Annotated in this window: 16 protein-coding genes; 3 read left to right on the plus strand and 13 right to left on the minus strand. The window is 43.7% G+C overall.

The window, feature by feature from the left end:
* Positions 1-140: 140 nt before the first annotated feature.
* The 10 genes from ACT3QN_RS00465 to ACT3QN_RS00510 form a co-directional block, all read right to left on the minus strand.
* Positions 141-638, minus strand: coding sequence for a CvpA family protein (locus ACT3QN_RS00465; protein ID WP_444521997.1), 498 nt, complete (start codon positions 636-638; stop codon positions 141-143).
* A 30-nt stretch (positions 639-668) separates the two neighbouring features.
* Complete coding sequence (locus tag ACT3QN_RS00470) at positions 669-1,703, minus strand: quinone-dependent dihydroorotate dehydrogenase (RefSeq protein WP_444521996.1); 1,035 nt, start codon at positions 1,701-1,703, stop codon at positions 669-671.
* Between the two features lie 215 nt (positions 1,704-1,918).
* The gene (locus ACT3QN_RS00475; RefSeq protein WP_444521995.1) at positions 1,919-2,332 is read right to left on the minus strand and encodes a DUF4870 family protein; all 414 of its coding nucleotides are present in this window, start codon (positions 2,330-2,332) and stop codon (positions 1,919-1,921) included.
* Between the two features lie 190 nt (positions 2,333-2,522).
* Entirely contained in the window at positions 2,523-3,095 is a 573-nt protein-coding gene (gene gspM, locus ACT3QN_RS00480; RefSeq protein ID WP_444521994.1) for a type II secretion system protein GspM, read from the minus strand.
* A gap of 32 nt (positions 3,096-3,127) precedes the next feature.
* Entirely contained in the window at positions 3,128-4,399 is a 1,272-nt protein-coding gene (gene gspL / locus ACT3QN_RS00485) for a type II secretion system protein GspL (RefSeq protein ID WP_444521993.1), read from the minus strand.
* A 46-nt stretch (positions 4,400-4,445) separates the two neighbouring features.
* Complete coding sequence (gene sixA, locus ACT3QN_RS00490; protein ID WP_444521992.1) at positions 4,446-4,904, minus strand: phosphohistidine phosphatase SixA; 459 nt, start codon at positions 4,902-4,904, stop codon at positions 4,446-4,448.
* 56 nt (positions 4,905-4,960) lie between these two features.
* Positions 4,961-6,253, minus strand: a complete 1,293-nt coding sequence (locus tag ACT3QN_RS00495) for an NAD(P)H-dependent glycerol-3-phosphate dehydrogenase (RefSeq protein ID WP_444521991.1) — start codon at positions 6,251-6,253, stop codon at positions 4,961-4,963.
* Between the two features lie 126 nt (positions 6,254-6,379).
* Positions 6,380-7,039 carry a nitroreductase family protein gene (locus tag ACT3QN_RS00500; RefSeq protein WP_444521990.1) on the minus strand — a complete coding sequence of 220 codons (660 nt, stop codon included), beginning with the start codon at positions 7,037-7,039 and terminating at the stop codon, positions 6,380-6,382.
* A gap of 121 nt (positions 7,040-7,160) precedes the next feature.
* Positions 7,161-8,261 carry a cell division protein ZapE gene (gene zapE / locus ACT3QN_RS00505; RefSeq protein ID WP_444521989.1) on the minus strand — a complete coding sequence of 367 codons (1,101 nt, stop codon included), beginning with the start codon at positions 8,259-8,261 and terminating at the stop codon, positions 7,161-7,163.
* 122 nt (positions 8,262-8,383) lie between these two features.
* Entirely contained in the window at positions 8,384-9,043 is a 660-nt protein-coding gene (locus ACT3QN_RS00510) for an alpha/beta hydrolase (RefSeq protein ID WP_444521988.1), read from the minus strand.
* A 302-nt stretch (positions 9,044-9,345) separates the two neighbouring features.
* Here ACT3QN_RS00510 and ACT3QN_RS00515 point away from each other — a divergent pair, with 302 nt between their 5' ends.
* The 3 genes from ACT3QN_RS00515 to xseB all read left to right on the plus strand — a co-directional run bounded on the left by ACT3QN_RS00515 (position 9,346) and on the right by xseB (position 11,771).
* Positions 9,346-9,714, plus strand: coding sequence for a hypothetical protein (locus tag ACT3QN_RS00515; RefSeq protein WP_444521987.1), 369 nt, complete (start codon positions 9,346-9,348; stop codon positions 9,712-9,714).
* A 223-nt stretch (positions 9,715-9,937) separates the two neighbouring features.
* Entirely contained in the window at positions 9,938-11,470 is a 1,533-nt protein-coding gene (gene xseA / locus ACT3QN_RS00520) for an exodeoxyribonuclease VII large subunit (protein WP_444521986.1), read from the plus strand.
* A 55-nt stretch (positions 11,471-11,525) separates the two neighbouring features.
* Entirely contained in the window at positions 11,526-11,771 is a 246-nt protein-coding gene (gene xseB / locus ACT3QN_RS00525) for an exodeoxyribonuclease VII small subunit (RefSeq protein WP_444521985.1), read from the plus strand.
* A gap of 85 nt (positions 11,772-11,856) precedes the next feature.
* On the opposite strand, the gene pncB is transcribed toward xseB, so the two are convergent.
* The 3 genes from pncB to ACT3QN_RS00540 form a co-directional block, all read right to left on the minus strand.
* Positions 11,857-13,083 (minus strand): nicotinate phosphoribosyltransferase, encoded by a 1,227-nt coding sequence (pncB, locus tag ACT3QN_RS00530; protein ID WP_444521984.1) that lies wholly within the window; start codon positions 13,081-13,083, stop codon positions 11,857-11,859.
* A 272-nt stretch (positions 13,084-13,355) separates the two neighbouring features.
* A complete protein-coding gene (locus tag ACT3QN_RS00535; RefSeq protein ID WP_444522130.1) occupies positions 13,356-14,267 on the minus strand; it encodes an ATP-binding cassette domain-containing protein in 912 nt (303 codons plus the stop codon).
* A gap of 88 nt (positions 14,268-14,355) precedes the next feature.
* The gene (locus tag ACT3QN_RS00540; protein ID WP_444521983.1) at positions 14,356-16,284 is read right to left on the minus strand and encodes a glycine betaine ABC transporter substrate-binding protein; all 1,929 of its coding nucleotides are present in this window, start codon (positions 16,282-16,284) and stop codon (positions 14,356-14,358) included.
* Between the last annotated feature and the right edge of the window lie 330 nt (positions 16,285-16,614).

The following is a 16,614-nucleotide window of genomic DNA, read 5'->3' on the forward strand; positions in this document are numbered from 1 at the left end:
TAACCTGATGATGTTGTAAGAAACTTAACGAGATTTTTCGATAATCTGTTCGTGATTATCAGTGACACGTGCAAATATTTAGAAGTATAAAAAGAAGTAAAATATTGAACACTTAGATAGCATAATAGGCAACCGTAAAATTACGACTGATTGACCTGATCCCACGCCATACCCAACACTTCTGTTACTAAAGCCTTGCCCATCGGTGCATATGGCATCAGCTCAGGCGCCAACACTGAGGTCTGCCATTGCGGCATCTGTACCAGCAATGGCGCACTGACGCTCAGTACAACTAAGACCATCAGTACGTTTTTGGCAGCGCCCAGTACGCCGCCTGCCATTTTATCCAAGATGCCCAAGCGTAAAGTTTTAAGTATGCCTGATATCACGAAAGCCATCAGGTGCATGATTGCCAGTATCACAATCACTACCAATAAAAAGGCCATCGCCATTTGCAGCACAGGGCTTTGTACGATGTCAGCTAATTGAGGCGACACTACTCCTGCGAGGCTAGTAGCAGCAATCAGGGCAATAAACCAACCTACCAAGCCTATTGCTGTTTTAATCAATCCCAGTTGAAAGCCACGCCACAAACCAATCAAGACAACAATAGCAATCACAATATCTAAACCACTCATGCTTTACGCCTTATTATCTTGTTCATTGGATTAGCTTTCCATGGCATCGTAATAGCCACCGATTGCCTGAATGCAAGACTGTACCAGCCCAGGACCACGATAGATAAGCCCCGTATAGAGCTGTACCATATCTGCACCTGCTTCGATTTTTTTAACAGCTTTGGTACCACTATCGATACCACCCACACCTATCAAAGCGACTTTACCATCTAGCTGATCAGAGAACTGTTGTAAAATCTGGGTACTAATATGGCTTACAGGACGACCTGACAGACCACCCATTTGATCACCATCACGCAAATCTTCGACACCTACGCGGCTCAATGTCGTATTGGTCGCAATCAAACCATCAATTTCAAAATCTATTAATTGCTGCGAGATATAATCAACTTGTAATGGTTCTAAGTCTGGAGCCACTTTAAGCACCAATGGAACATAAAAACCATATTCGGTAGCTAACTGGCTGTGGCGGTTTTTAATCGTATCCATCAGTTGAGTCAATGCTTCACCACTTTGTAGGTCACGTAGGTTTTTGGTATTTGGCGATGAGATATTGACCGTGATGTACGAGGCATGCGGATACACACGCTCCAAGCAATACACATAATCATCAGCGGCTTGCTCTACCGGCGTGTCGGCGTTTTTGCCAATATTGATACCGATATTGCCTTTATACTTACAGCGTTTGACATTCTCAATCAGATAATCGACGCCTTCATTGTTAAAACCCATACGATTAATAATCGCGTCTGCTTGCTTGATTCTAAACAGTCTTGGCTTGTCATTGCCTACTTGCGGTCTTGGCGTGACTGTACCTACTTCTATGAAACCAAATCCCAGCTCAGCCAGCGCGTCAATATAATCGCCGTTTTTGTCTAGACCTGCTGCCAGACCGACTGGATTAGAAAACTGCAGACCCATACAGTCTGTCGGTTGCATTGACTGACCATACGCCAAGCCTAAAACACGTGCTTTATGCGCTTTATCCAATAAAGATAGCGTCATCTCATGGGCGTGTTCGGGATCCATATTAAATAAAAAAGGACGAAGTAAGGCATAAGACATAGTGATGGCAGACCCTGCTTGGAAGCAATAGTGAATAAAAAATGCGAATGAAATCGAGCGCAGCGATTATATCAGCTTAACAGAAATAAGAGCAAAGTTTCAGTCGCTAAATTTCTACATTTGAGCGGTAACCAATGCTGGTGAGTCTCTTATGAATAACGATAAACGACCAGCGTTTAGACTAAAGCATTAACCTAAAAGATCTTGATAAGCACTTATGGTACTGGACGTCCGTCAGTCAATGCAATCCACCCACGTATAATTCGATATAAATGCCAGATAAAAGTAAAGGTCATAATGAGCAAACCAAGTCCAGCCAACAATATCGAGCCAATAGCGATATTGCCACTGTCTGCTAATACGCTAACGCCAAAGCCGCCTAGTGCAAAAGTAATCAGGATAATGCCAATAACAAACCAAACAACACTGTACCAAAAAGTCTTAATTTGCCAATCAAAATGCGTGGCCAACCACGAACCACTAGCATCATGGCGCTTGGCATAGTTCATGACAATCGGCACAACCCATAATAGACCAGCGGTAAAATAGCTGATCACATATAAAAAATAGGTAATGTGGTTATAAGTGATTAAAGAACGGCGCTTATCGTTGCTGATACTGTCACGCATTATGTGAGGTTTTCCTTACTGGTAATATTTTTGTTCAATAGATATATGATTAACTGTTTAATGGAGCCAGATAAATCGCTTTTCAATGATACCAACGATCAAGCATTATTTTGCTGTCGAGTAACGAGTGTCGCGTACTAAGCACACAGTGATACAAGTATTCAAAATTTCTATCGCAGCCTGAGACATTTTAGGGAGTGACCGTTGCTTGCACCTGAATAGATTTGTTGGTCGTGTCTTGTTGCATAGACAGCTGTGTGAATTGCCAGCCTTGCTGTTCAAGCTTACCCAGCGCAGTGCTAACGACCGCTTGACTAGGATGCGTAAAGCTCAATTGCACTGCATCGCCAGTCGCAACCACCTGAGCATCTGCTATACCCGAGGTATTGAGCAGCGCATTGATACGACTAGCAGGCGGCATATCAGCCTCTCCAGTAGTATTGTTGTTACTAGTATTTAATGCACTACTATCAATGTCGCCTGCTTGCGCACGCAACCAAAAATAATCCGCCACTTGCTCCTGATAGTCATTCTTACTATCGCTCGCTGCTTGATGAACACTATAGCCACCATAGCCGCCGATAAACAACAGTAAAAATACAGACAATATAGCTAGTGCTAGCTGATCACGTGGAGGCAATGCTTGCCAGCGTGTCGTCAATACATCTTGATAACTGTTCATACGCTCTGAGAATACTTGAGCCTTAGTGTTGGTTGCAGAGACAGCTGCATTACGTTTGGTACGGCGCTGTAATCGTTTCATTTTTTGACCTTTATTACCAATACCTTGATGAGTTACGACGCTGCCGCATTATTTGCAATGTCACTGCTTTCTGCAATATTGTTTTCTATCACTTTGACAGTCACCTGACCACTAAACTGACCTTGCTCGTTACTATTGACTTGCGCAAGTTTGGCATTTAAGCCTTGTGCTACCAGTGTGCTTGTGAATTTATCAAGACTACCGCGATCTGGAGCAATCAAGGTAAAACTAAGCGCTGATGGTTGCATGACTAGTGACTGTGCATGCATTGAGGACTGCTTAATTAATGGTGATATTCGTGACAGTGCCTCCATATGTGGTGCAGGCGCTTGGCTATCGCTACGCAGTTTTGGTTGCAGCTGTACTTGCAGTTTAGTGCGTGTACTCAGTGGTTCATCGGCGAACCAAGACTGATACTGTGCTGCAATTGCAGTTTTGGTTGTGGCGGTCGCCTCATTGTACTTGTACCATTGCACACCGTCGGTTGCCATTTGCAGCACTAACGCCGATAGCGCAACCATCATCGCCACCCGTAGGTATGGTGATAATTGTGAATCAGTAGATTTAATAAAGAAATTAAGCGCGTGACGTTCGGGATTGTCAATTGGCTTAGGTACTGTAGGCAGAGTCGTCAGCAATAGCTGATGTTCGGCAATTAATGCTTTAGTTTTCGCCATTAAATCCATTGACGATAGGGAATCTGGTGAGTCAACCGATGTGTCAATAGGTGCCTCAATAGACGGCTGCACCATTACCTCACTCAAATGCGGGAAACGTTCAAAGATTAACGGCAAATAACTGACAGCCATTCCCTGATGCAATGATTGGCACAGCAGCATAGTTTGCGAATCTTGATAAAGGGTTATTTGCTGACCTGCGCCCTCTTCTGGCGGTGGCAACAATAAAAAATCTGGCAGTAACGCTACCATATTCATACCGGCTAGCTGCGCGCTTTGTTGCCACGATTCGATATCGTTTTGTGCCAGCGCATACAGTTGCGTTATATCAGTATGGCTCAATTGGCGAATAGTCAATTGCTCAACAGGCGTTAGTGAGGTTTCTTCAAATAAGTATTGCTTGCCACTATTACCGAGCTGCTTAAGTTGAGCAGTGTTGAGCGCCGTGTCCACTTGCAATGCATGACCTGAGGGAAAATATAGACAAAGCGCCTTTTGGCTATTGGACTTATAGTTACCATAGATCGTTTGCAGCTGTTGCCAACCATCAACCAATTGCCATTGCTGTACGTCTTCGTGCCAGACAGCTAGCGGGCTATGCTGCGCTCGTAACCAAACATGTAACACTAAACGTGTCCTCAATTATTGCTGCGGTCATCAAAATATTAGAAATCTAGTAAGGCTGCTCAGGAACAAAACGATCAACTTCCGTTGCCATACCAGTCATCACAAACTCCATATCAAATACTCTAGCCTCTGCTAAAGAGAAGGACTCAGGATAATCGCCTGTAAGCAATCCCGCGATATAAGCGACGATAGACATATGACAAACAACAACCAAACATTCAGCTTCAATATTGCCAATATCTATTAAAGCTTGGCGAGCATCGTCAGAGGGTGTGATATTATCCTGCACAGATGAGACTACATGCGGCGCTCGTGACTGGAGCGCAGATAGTGTCTGCTGCGCTCTAGTATAAGGGCTGACCAAAAAACGATCTGGTCTATAATGCGTAGTCACATACTCTGCTGTTAGTGCTGCTTGCTGCTGACCAAAATCCGTCAGCTGACGTGCGCTATCTGGACGTGTCTCGTCTTCTGCTTGACCATGTCGTACTAATATAATTTTCATAACCTTCCTTGGAGCGCTAAGTTCGACTCTCGCAATACTGATTTTTGTGATGTATCTTACTCATCAGTATCGTCATCTTTGCTATTGGTATTACTGCCAGAGGTTTTCATATGAGCGGTAAGTGCTGCATTGCTATGATCATGCGCCATGACAAACTCAACATCACTACGGAATCCTGCTTCCATCAAATGTAACGCAACGCCTAGAGCAGCCTTGTCTTCATAAATGACTGCATAGAGCGCATGAGTGATTGGCATATAGATACCAGCTTTGGTCGCCTTTTCATGTACTTGCTGAATGGTATTCACCCCTTCAGCGGTCTGACCAAGTTTTTTAACCGCTGTATCAATACTCATACCGCGACCGAGCATATTGCCGATACGGTAGTTACGACTTAGCTCTGAGCTACAAGTGGCGTACAAGTCGCCTACTCCAGATAAGCCTAAGAAAGTAAGCGGATTGGCACCTTCTTCAACGCCAAAACGACTCATTTCTGCCAAAGCACGAGTAAGTATCATCGCCTTGGTATTCTCACCTACTTCATAAGCGGCTGCCATACCCATGGCGATTGCATAGATATTTTTTAGCGCCCCACCAAGCTCAACGCCACGCACATCATCACTAGCAAATACTCTGAAAAAGGCACTGTGTAATGCTGCTTGTACGGCATGACGTAGTGGTTCTGACTCACTTGCAATAACCGTAGCAGACGGCATATTTTTCATGATTTCTATAGCAAGGTTCGGCCCAGACATGACACCAAAATTCACTTCTGGCAATACTTCTTTGATAATGTCACTCATCATCGCAAAAGTGTCTTTTTCCATACCTTTGGTCAACGACACAATGGACTGACCACTGATAAAAGGCGCGATGCTTTTTAGCGTTTCGCGAAAAGCCAAACCTGGCACAGCGATAAAAATAATGTCTTTATCTTTGACGCTAGCCGCCAAATCATGGCTGTATTTCAGTCTATCATCAAGCTTATAGCCTGGTAGGTACTTTTTATTGGTCTGTGTTTTCGCCATTGCTTTTACAGTACGTTTATTACGTACCCACAGCGTGGTATCACAGCCATTACGTGCAGCTAAATTTGCCATTGCAGTACCGAAACTACCGCCACCTAAAAACGCTAAACGCAGCTTAGTCGGATTGCTATGAATGTCCGCCATATCTTTTGCCACAGCTGACTCGACAGGGTTAGGGTTTGACTTCTTACGGCCGAGACCTGACTTGGTTGCGCGCTCAAAGATACCTGCAAGCATACCATTCTGTTTTTCAGACGACTCTTTGTCCGTCTCATTGTTAGCACTGCTGTTGCTTTTATTACTATTGTTGGGGCTTGTCATGTTCTTTTATCCGTGTTGACTGACGTATTATCAATAGAATATATAGTATTCAGTTACTGGCTTTACTCTTTTTGAATTACAACTTTGTGAAATTATAATTTTATAAATAGACAGTACTGAGCTACATTACGACTCGAAGCGAACTAACGGTTCGATATCGATAGGTTTGCGTTTGGATTCATCCTTGGGACTTGTGCCAGTATAAACAAAAGCGGTCACATAATCATCTGCGCCTACGCCAAAATACGCTTTTACCGCAGGCTCATTACATAACAGCCCAGTGCGCCAAACGGTACTAAACCCTTGAGCCTTTAATGCCAAGATTAAATTTTGCACAGCAGCGCCCGCACTTAGCATCTGCTCAAAAGGTGGTACTTTCTTGTGTTCTTGCATTTGAGTCACGGCCGTTATGATTAGCGGCGCTCGCAGTGGCATATTTTGAGTTTTCATGATGGTTTTCTCAGACAACGCTTCGCCATCTTGTAGCGCTTTTGCTTGGGCAGCTTCGAGCAAGGCATGGCCTAACTCATGGCGCGCCTCACCTTGCGTCACGATAAAGCGCCATGGACGCAATTTTTTATGATCTGGTGCAGTTGCCGCACATTCAATGGCAGATTCAATCTGCGCACGTGTCGGTGCTGGCTCATCTAGATTGCCCATACTGCGTCTTGAATTTATCCAGCCTATCAGCTCATCACTGGTAGATGAGATATCATTCGCTACTACGTTCTTCACAGACAGTTTGTTGTCTTCTATTTCTTTGTTTTCATTGTCGGCTGTAGTCATTGTTTTATCCTTATTTATTATTATCTGTCACTACTTATTATTTATAATATTATTTTCTTATTTTTTAACGGATGTAGAGCAGTTGAGAGCTACACACAGGCAGCCTCAACTCAGCAATAAACTACGCAACATCTTCGACTCGATGATCCATGCGTAGATAGTCTTCTGACTGCATCTCAAGCAGACGTGAGCGAGTACGTTCAATCTCAAACGCCAGCTTCTCTCCTTGATACAAGTCTAGAATCGGCTGCTCTGCTCGTACCAATAGTTTTACACGGCGATCATAAAATTCATCGACGAGATAAATAAAACGGCGCGTTGGATCACGCAAGTCGTCATCTAGCGCTGGCACAGAGTCAACTAAAACGGTGCTAAATCGTTTAGCAAGCTCAATGAAATCAGCGGCTGAACGCGGCGCCATACAGAGATGACGGAAGTCACAGAATAAGATATCTTCGGTACAAGCGTTGATTTTCACTTCTCGTCCATTGATAGTAATGGGCTCTTTACTGATTTTCTGATTATTCGACAAGCTCGCAAAACGGTTGGCCAACCAATGATAGTTCGCCTTAGTAAGTGGCGCTTCGTATAGCTCAGCTTGCTGCAATACGCGCAGACGATAATCAATTCCAGAGTCGATATTCATTACCGTCGTATGACTTTCAACTTCCGCAATAGCAGGCATAAAACGGTCACGATGTAAGCCGTCTTTATACAGTCCAGCTGGCTCAATATTAGAGGTGGCAACCAAAGTAATACCACGGTTGAACAGCATAGTGAACAAATCGCCCAATATCATGGCATCAGAGACGTTCGAAACGAAAAACTCATCGAAACAGATGATGACCGCTTCTTTATAAATAATATCAGCAACTTTCTCTAACGGGTCGCTCTCACCTTGCAGCTTGTTGAGCTCTCTATGGACACGCTGCATAAAGTGATGGAAATGCAGACGCATTTTACGCTCGATGGTCAACGAGTCATAAAACATGTCCATCATCCATGTTTTACCACGGCCGACACCGCCCCACATATAAAGACCTGTTGGAGCGGTAGGTTTTGATTTTAAAAAGCCAAAAAAGCCTTTCTTTTGCGGTGCGCTATTGATGAGCTGATGGTATATCTCATCAAGATAGCTCATGGCCTGAAATTGCTGCTCATCCCGAGTAAACTCATCTGTACTGACGGCTTTCTCGTAACGTTGCAATGGAGATAAACTCATAATACGACTCATCGTTGAATTAAATAAATATCAAAGTAATAGGGCAATTTAGCATAACGCTATCAAGCCATGCTAAACCATATCAAAACGAAAACTATCAAGCTAGGTTAGCTATGAATAACTTAGCTATCCTGCCCAAAGCTATGCTTGTCTAATAAACCTTTGAGCTCTGATAAGCGACCATGGAAAAAATGACCAGCGCCGTCAACTACGCTGACTTCTATACCCAATCGGTCTGCAAATGCTTGCATATTGTCAGGTTCAATCACCTCGTCCACATTGCCATAAATCTCAAAGGTTCTATCCGAAGGCAAACTAATATCAGTACTGTCATTTTTCTCGACTGAGGGTGCAATCAGAGCTATTCTCGCTACTTCAAAGTCACCCAATCCCCATATATGTGAGGCTTCCAGCACTTGCTCGGCCACGCGTGCAGTGACATAGCCACCAAAAGAAAAACCACCCAACCATAGCTTTCGAGCATTGGTTTGTTCAGCAATCCATTGTAGCACGGTCATTGCATCGACCACTTCACCTTCCGCGTAATCATGCTCGCCTGTCGATTGTCCAACGCCGCGAAAGTTAAAGCGCACCACATGCATACCATTGTCGCGAGCAAAGCGATACATGGTGGTAACCACTTTGTTATTCATCGTACCATCAAACAACGGATTAGGATGGCACAGCAGCGCCACAGTGTCTGTATTTGGATCATTAGGATTGTCATTTTGCCACAGTGCGTCAACCTCGAGCACACCAGCAGGAGCAGGAATCAATTGCATAGTATTACTTATTAATAAAAAATGAATGGCTCAATTATCCTAGATACAATTTATATTTCAAGTGATTTGCTGTGTACGGATGCGACTTGTTTTGTTTTTGGTCAATAAAGGTTGCCTGCATTTTTGAAATATTACTGTTCTTGAGGCTTTAAAATGGTTTATATCTATTACAAGATTCATTGGCAATATACCCGCAATACAGCACACAATAACGCTCTAGACATTCAACAGCTAGATAAGCTACTTTCATAAAGCTTTGCCTATTGCTAAGACGTTCTGTTTATATAAATCAGGAGTTGTTTATGAATACTTTTAATAAAACTGCCAGTTTGACGGCAACGTTAGTGGCTGCACTTGCTTTGAGCGCCTGTCAAAGCACGCCTTCTTCACCAGTGATCCAGCGTGCCAACTCTATCTACGAGACAACTGGTATCGCCGAGACCAAAGTCAAAGCACAGCAAAATGCGATCGATAGTGCTCAAAAGACTTGTCGAAGCAAGCAAGTGATCATCGTTGATGACAACACAAAATACAATGGTATCTTGAACGAACGCACTGGCCGTATGGTTGGCCAAGTAGGTGCTGTTGTTGGCTCAATCTTCGGCACAGGTACACCAGATTTGTCACGTGGCGATGATTATGAATACAACATTAACTTCCGTTGCCAATAACAACAACTGCCTGTAGATGAAACTAGGCTAACAATCCGTTCGCTAACAAACGACATACCATACCCACTCATCAAGTAGCCAACAAACTGCGATATAGATAATATATCAATCAAAGCTTGTTGGCTTCGCTTTTTGTACTTTCCTTTTTGAGTTAAACTATGCGCTATCGTATTCAGCACATCTTCGTCAGTTTTTATATTTTCATTATCTTTGGTCTAATATTATGCGCAAACCCAATCTTTCAAATATTAAACAGGCCAAAGTATTAACACCTGCCAAAGATTTGGAAACTCTAGAGGCTGAACTCGCTGAGCAAGAAGACCATTTAGAGGATACGGTCCTACGTCTAAGCGATTATTTATCAGCGGTTGAGATGGTCATCAAACAAACTTTTGACCACCGTGTATGGGTAAAGGCTGAAATCCGTAATCTGTCGAGTAAAGGTGGTCACTACTACTTTGAACTGGCAGAAAAAGACGACGATGGCAAAGTAGTCGCCAGTTGTCGTGGCAATCTCTGGCGCTTTAAAGCTGCTCGTGTATTAGCCAAGTTTGAACGCGCGACCGGTATGCCGCTTGAGCGTGACTTGACCGTACTCCTCAAAGTATCGGCAGGGTTCCATACCCAGTACGGTTTTTCAATCACCATTGAAGATATCGACCCCAGCTATACGCTAGGCGATTTGGCACGGCAATATGCAGAAATGGTCGACCGCTTAACAGGTGAGGGGCTATTACATCTTAATCAACAGCTACCTGCCCCTTTTGATATTGAGCATGTGCTGGTCATCGCCCCTGAAAAGGCAGCTGGATTGGGTGATTTTCAAGCCGATGCCGATCGCTTAGCCAGTACAGGTGCCTGTCACTTCCACTATCATAATGCGACTTTTCAGGGTAATCATGCGCCCGCTGAAATCCGCCAAGCCATCGTTAGCGCCCAGCAGCAGTTTTACGATGCTTATCAGCGTCTACCAGACTTGTTGGTTATTATTCGTGGCGGCGGTGCGGTTGGTGATTTGGCTTATCTCAATGATTATGAGTTGGCAGCTTTGGTTGCTGAGCAGCCCGTCCCTGTCTGGGTGGGTATCGGTCACGAGCGTGACAAAGTCATCTTAGATGAAGTGGCGCATACCAGCTTTGACACACCCTCAAAGGTGATTGCTGCTATCCATAGTCATTTGGCTCAGCTCGTCACTCAGACGCTACAATATCAAGCACAAATCAAGCAAGCGGCTCAGCGTCAACTAAATATTGCTGAGCAACAAACCGCACGCCAGTTGAGCCAAATACAGTCGCAAACGATTGGACAACTCACCGCTCTACGAAAAGACAGTGATTATGCATGGCGTAGTATTCAACAAAGTGCCCAGCGTCAAGTAAAGCAAGCAGGCAGATTGACGGCTGAGCGATACACGCAAACGCAAACCTTAGCGCATCAACAACTCGCAAAAGCCGCTACCAATAGCAAAAGTTATCAAGCGTCAATCATGCAAAACGCGCAGCAGCAAATTGTGCAAGCACAGCGTGATAGCGAACATCTACGTGATATTGTACTATTACATCGACCGTCTCGCGTGCTCAAGCAAGGTTACACCATGCTCACAGATGCTCAAAACAAGCAGACACTCACCAGTAGCACTCAACTGTCTGCTGAACAAACCGTCAATATCATTTTAAAAGACGGCAACGCAAAAGCGCAGATTATCGATGTCAATACGAATCAAAAAGCGCCGGAAAACTCAGACACTCTAACTTAACCACATAATAATATATAACGATTACTTATCTTACTTTTAAAAATTAGGAAGCTTTATGACTACCCCTACTCGCCGCCGCAAAAAAGCCACCCCAAAAACCTTTAAGGCGGCTTATGATATCTTAAAAACCAATGCGGCTGAATTACAGCAACAAGACGAACCTGACATTGATAATTTAATGACAACGGTTGAAGAGTCGATTGCCGCTTATCGTGTTTGCGAAACTCGTATCAATGCTGTACAGCAAGCATTGGATGCAGCCTTTGCCGAAGAAAAATCTACCAGCAGTATTGATAGTTAAATAGAAAACAGCCACTAGATAGCAGCTGATTAGTCAAACCAAGCACATCAATCTCATTTGGCAACGCAACAGTTTGATATTCGGTTTACTCTGGTTCGTCTACCTCAAAGACTTGGCGCAGATAGGCAAGATACGTGTCGTTATTGATCATGGTCTTGCCTGGGCTATCAGACAGCTTGGCAACTGGCTGACCATTGCACTCTATCAATTTGAGCACGATATTAATCGGCGTAATGCCCATATCATTGGTCAAATTGGTACCAATACCAAAGCTGGTTCTAATGCGACCTTTAAAGTATTGATGCAGCTCCCACGCCTTTTCTAAATTTAACCCATCACTAAAGGTCAAAATCTTTGTCTTTGGGTCTATTTTTAGCTTTTCATAATGGGCAATCGCCTTATCACCCCAGATATATGGGTCGCCGCTATCATGACGCAGACCGTCGAATAGCTTGGCAAAATACAAGTCAAAATCACGCAAAAAAGCATCCATGCCGACTACATCTGTTAATGCAATACCCAAGTCGCCACGATACTCATGCACCCACGCTTCAAGCGCGGCCTTTTGTGAGTCACGTAGGCGCACATCTAATGCCTGAAATGCCTGCATAAACTCATGCGCCATAGTGCCTATTGGCGTCATTCCTAATTGCTTGGCCAAATAAACGTTTGATGTACCACCGACTATCTTTGGCTCGGATTTATGTAGTGTCTCCACTACATGTGCTTGCCAGCATCGACTAAAGCGCCTACGCGTACCAAAATCAGCGACGATAAATGGCGGCGTATCCTGACCGTACCTAGTCTGCTCTTCGGCATACTGATGCAATAGCGCCACTTTTTCATCAAGACGACGTTGTCCTTCTTCAATCACGCTATCATTAGAGAGCGCATTAAAATACAGCTCATTAACGATAGCCAGTACAAATACTTCAAAGAACATCGCTTGAATCATCGGCCCTTCGATATCAATAAATAAGCGACCTTTATCGTCTGTACTTACCGTAATAAAACGGCGTTTTAATTTAAATAGCTCTAGATAGTCCACAAAATCTGAGCGAATAAAGCGTAGGCTACGTAGGTATTCTAGCTCATCTGGCAAAAAGCGTAATTCGCATAAGCTGTCTAGTTGCTGCTCTAGATCTTTTTGGATGTCAGACAATGGATAGGCTGCATCTTTATTATTGCGGCAGCGAAAACGGTAAACACCGTGTGTTTGTGGGAACTGATGTAGCATGGCTTGTAACATCGTAAATTTGTACAAATCATTATCAAGCAATGAAGTAATAATAGGTGCATAAGAAACAGTCATGCTATGGCCTTAAAAGTGCAAAAATAAAAAACAAACGTCATTTGATAGACAAAGCGACATCATATATGAACGACAAACAATACACGCTTATTCATTGTGAGCCATCGATAAATCGTTCAGTATAACGAAGTTTGATATTTATTTCAGAGTTCACTTTTGGTTGTAGCAAAACGATAGTAAAAAGCCAGTAAAATGATTGCGATTACTTACGCCTTCATAAAGATATCACACAAGTTACTCTAGAAGATCTATTCGTAGGTGGTCATCAAGGCTTACGCTTTTGCGCTCATAAACTGCTCGACATAATCATCAGCAGGATTATGTCGCAACTCGCTCGGCGTACCCGTTTGTATGAGTCGACCACCATTTAGCATACTGATACGCTGACCTACTTTGACTGCTTCATCAATATCATGAGTGATAAACACAATGGTTTTGTTCAATCGCTCTTGTAATTCAAGTAGCTGGTCTTGCAACTGGGCACGAATGAGCGGATCAAGTGCAGAGAACGCTTCATCCATTAGCAGAATTGGATTGTCCGTCGCTAAGGCACGAGCTAGACCAACGCGCTGCTGCATACCGCCTGAGAGCTCATCAGGGTAGCTGTTTTCCAGATTTAATAGCCCCACTTCATTAAGCCAATGTCGAGCTGTTTCATGTCGCTCATTTACACTCATTTTTCGGACACGCAGACCGTATGCGACATTTTGTATAACCGTCATATGTGGCACTAGGCCAAAATGCTGAAAAACCATACTGACTGTCTGCTGACGATACTGCTGTAACTGCTTGTCGTTAAGCTCTAAGATATTAATAGCTGTAGAAGAGCTTTTTTCTACTACCGTACTGACATTATCTGTCGCTAATTGCCTATCAGTTGTGGTATGAGTCGCACGGTCTCTATTCAGAGCAGTATCTACCCATATCTCGCCACTGGTTGGATCAATCAAGCGGTTAATATGGCGTATCAGCGTTGATTTTCCGGAGCCTGACAGTCCCATAATGCAATGCAACTCACCTGCCTTGATATCTAGATTGATATCATAGAGACCAACTGAATAGCCCGTTTGCTCTTTTACCTTAATGCTATCCATACCCTCAGCCAGTAATGCCAATGCAGACTGTGCTTGCGTACTACTGGCATTATAAATCTTACTGATATTTTTTAATTGGATATGATTCATCATTGCTCTCATTATTCACGTGGTTTTTATTATTATGACGGTGGTCGATTACCATGGATTCAGTCGCATGCCATCAAAAAATAAACTTCTATCCAATCGGACGTCTACCTGCTTCGATGGTTTTTTGACGAGTACGCTTACCCTGACCAAATGCTTGCGTGATACGGTCGATGATAATGGCAATGATAACGATAGCCGTACCTGCTTGTAAGCCTTGACCGATATTGAGCGTTTGGATAGATTGCAATACGTCTTCCCCAAGCCCAGGAGCACCAATCATTGAGGCCAATACCACCATAGCCAGCGACATCATCACGGCCTGATTGATACCTGCCATAATACTGGGCAATGCTTGTGGTAGTTTAATCCAAACGAGTAACTGTAGATGAGTACTACCAAAAGAGCGTCCTGCCTCAACCATTTCATGGTTAACTTGCGCAATCCCTAATGCTGTCAAACGAATCAAGGGTGGCAACGCATAAATGACGGTTGCAAATAACGCAGGCACTTTACCAATACCAAACAGCATCAGCACTGGTATGAGATAGACGAAACTCGGCATCGTCTGCATGACATCTAGCACTGGCGTCACTAGCTTACGTAGTAGCTTGCTACCTGACATAGCGATACCAATAGGAATACCAATCACTACCGTAACCAGTACCGATACGATAAGCAGCGCTAAAGTATCGATCAGTGCGCCCCATAATCCAAAAGCACCTATCAAAAACAATCCTGCGCCACATGCCAGCGCAAACCAAATTTTTCGGACACCAAACCAACCAAGCACGGTCACAAATGCAATAATAAGCCAAGGTGGAACAACGGTTAATAACCGCTCAATAGGTAGTAGCAGATAAGTAAGGGCTATCGTACTAATAGTACGGAATACATCGCCATAGTTTTGAACGACGCTTGCTAAAGCATTATTGAGTGGTGTCTCAAGCGACCATGAAGGAAAGCTTGATGATAGCGCTGACTGATTGGTGTTTGATGCAGCTGTCTCTGTATCGATAGCACCCGTTGAACTAAGGCCTAACTTAGTAGATAGATTAGTCGCTGCTTCATCGGATAACCACGCTTGCCAAACGTCTGGGTTTTCACGTAAAAACACCAGGGCTTGCTCGTCGCCAGTGCGTTTACTTTCGCTCATTTCCAAGATAGCACTATTTAGCTCATTAGAGGTAAATTGCACTTTTTCAAAGACAGCTGCTAATTCAGGGTTGGATTCGATAAATGGCGTAGAAACGGCAATACCTAATGGTGATACGGGAAATCCTGACACACAGTCCATCTTACCATCGGCGAGCAGTAAGTTTTGCCAACATTCATCCTCATGAGCTGGAAACTCTAGTGGCGCAAGGTCATATTTTGCCATTAGCCCAGTGGGTTGCCAGTAGTAGAACAGCAGTGGCTTATGCTGTTCAAAAGCGGAAGCGATTTCAGCATCGAGAGCAGCACCCGTACCAGGATGTGCGTTGTTAAAGAGATTGTCTAAACCAGTAGTTTTTAGCAAACGTGTGTTGAAAATCTCACAAGTCCAACCAGAGGGACAGTTCATAAAGCGTGATTTACTAGGATCTTCAGGGTCTTTAAATAGCTCAGTATATTTAGGTAAATCTTGATAGCTGCGCAGTCCTGGGTTCTCTTCCAAGACGTACCTTGGAACATACCATCCTTGGGTTGCACCGCCTTTTAGCGTATCGCCAATGACAGCCACTTTATTTTGCTCAATGGCCTTTTCCATGATTGGCGAACGTCCAATCCACTGCTCCCCGATGACCTGAATATCGTTCTGTGATAACGCGGTATCAAGTGCAGGACCGGCTCCTGGTACTTCTTCTACCGTACAGCCGTACCCATCTTCTACTATATATTTGAGCACACCGGAAGTAAATTGCCCACTCTCCCAAGTTAGTGCCCCAAATTTAATCGGCGACTCACACGCGGCAGAAGCCGATACAGGCATTAGTAATGCGCTCATACACAGTAAGCTTAAAGCAATCCATTGGCGCATACGCTTTCCTATTATCATGTTGTATCGGTATAAAATTACTGTTGAAACAATAGAACTAAAGAAAAACGGCTAAATGTCGATAGATGATATTACCAATGCTATCTATGAACCATTCAGCTACTATCTACTGTTGTTTGGACTTACTACAAAGTGTAACGACTTCTAGAAGTGATGACAAATGCTTATTTGTCGACCAATGCACTGGATAAATTTGCGACAATCTTGATACCACTCTTATGGTAAGTCGCTCTGAATTTTAGAGATCCATATTTAAGCAATCAATGTTTTAGACAAAAAAATAGCACCTATCTGGATGGGTGCTATTGGTTA

The sequence above is a fragment of the Psychrobacter sp. AOP7-C1-14 genome (genome assembly GCF_052376135.1).
Lineage (GTDB): Bacteria > Pseudomonadota > Gammaproteobacteria > Pseudomonadales > Moraxellaceae > Psychrobacter.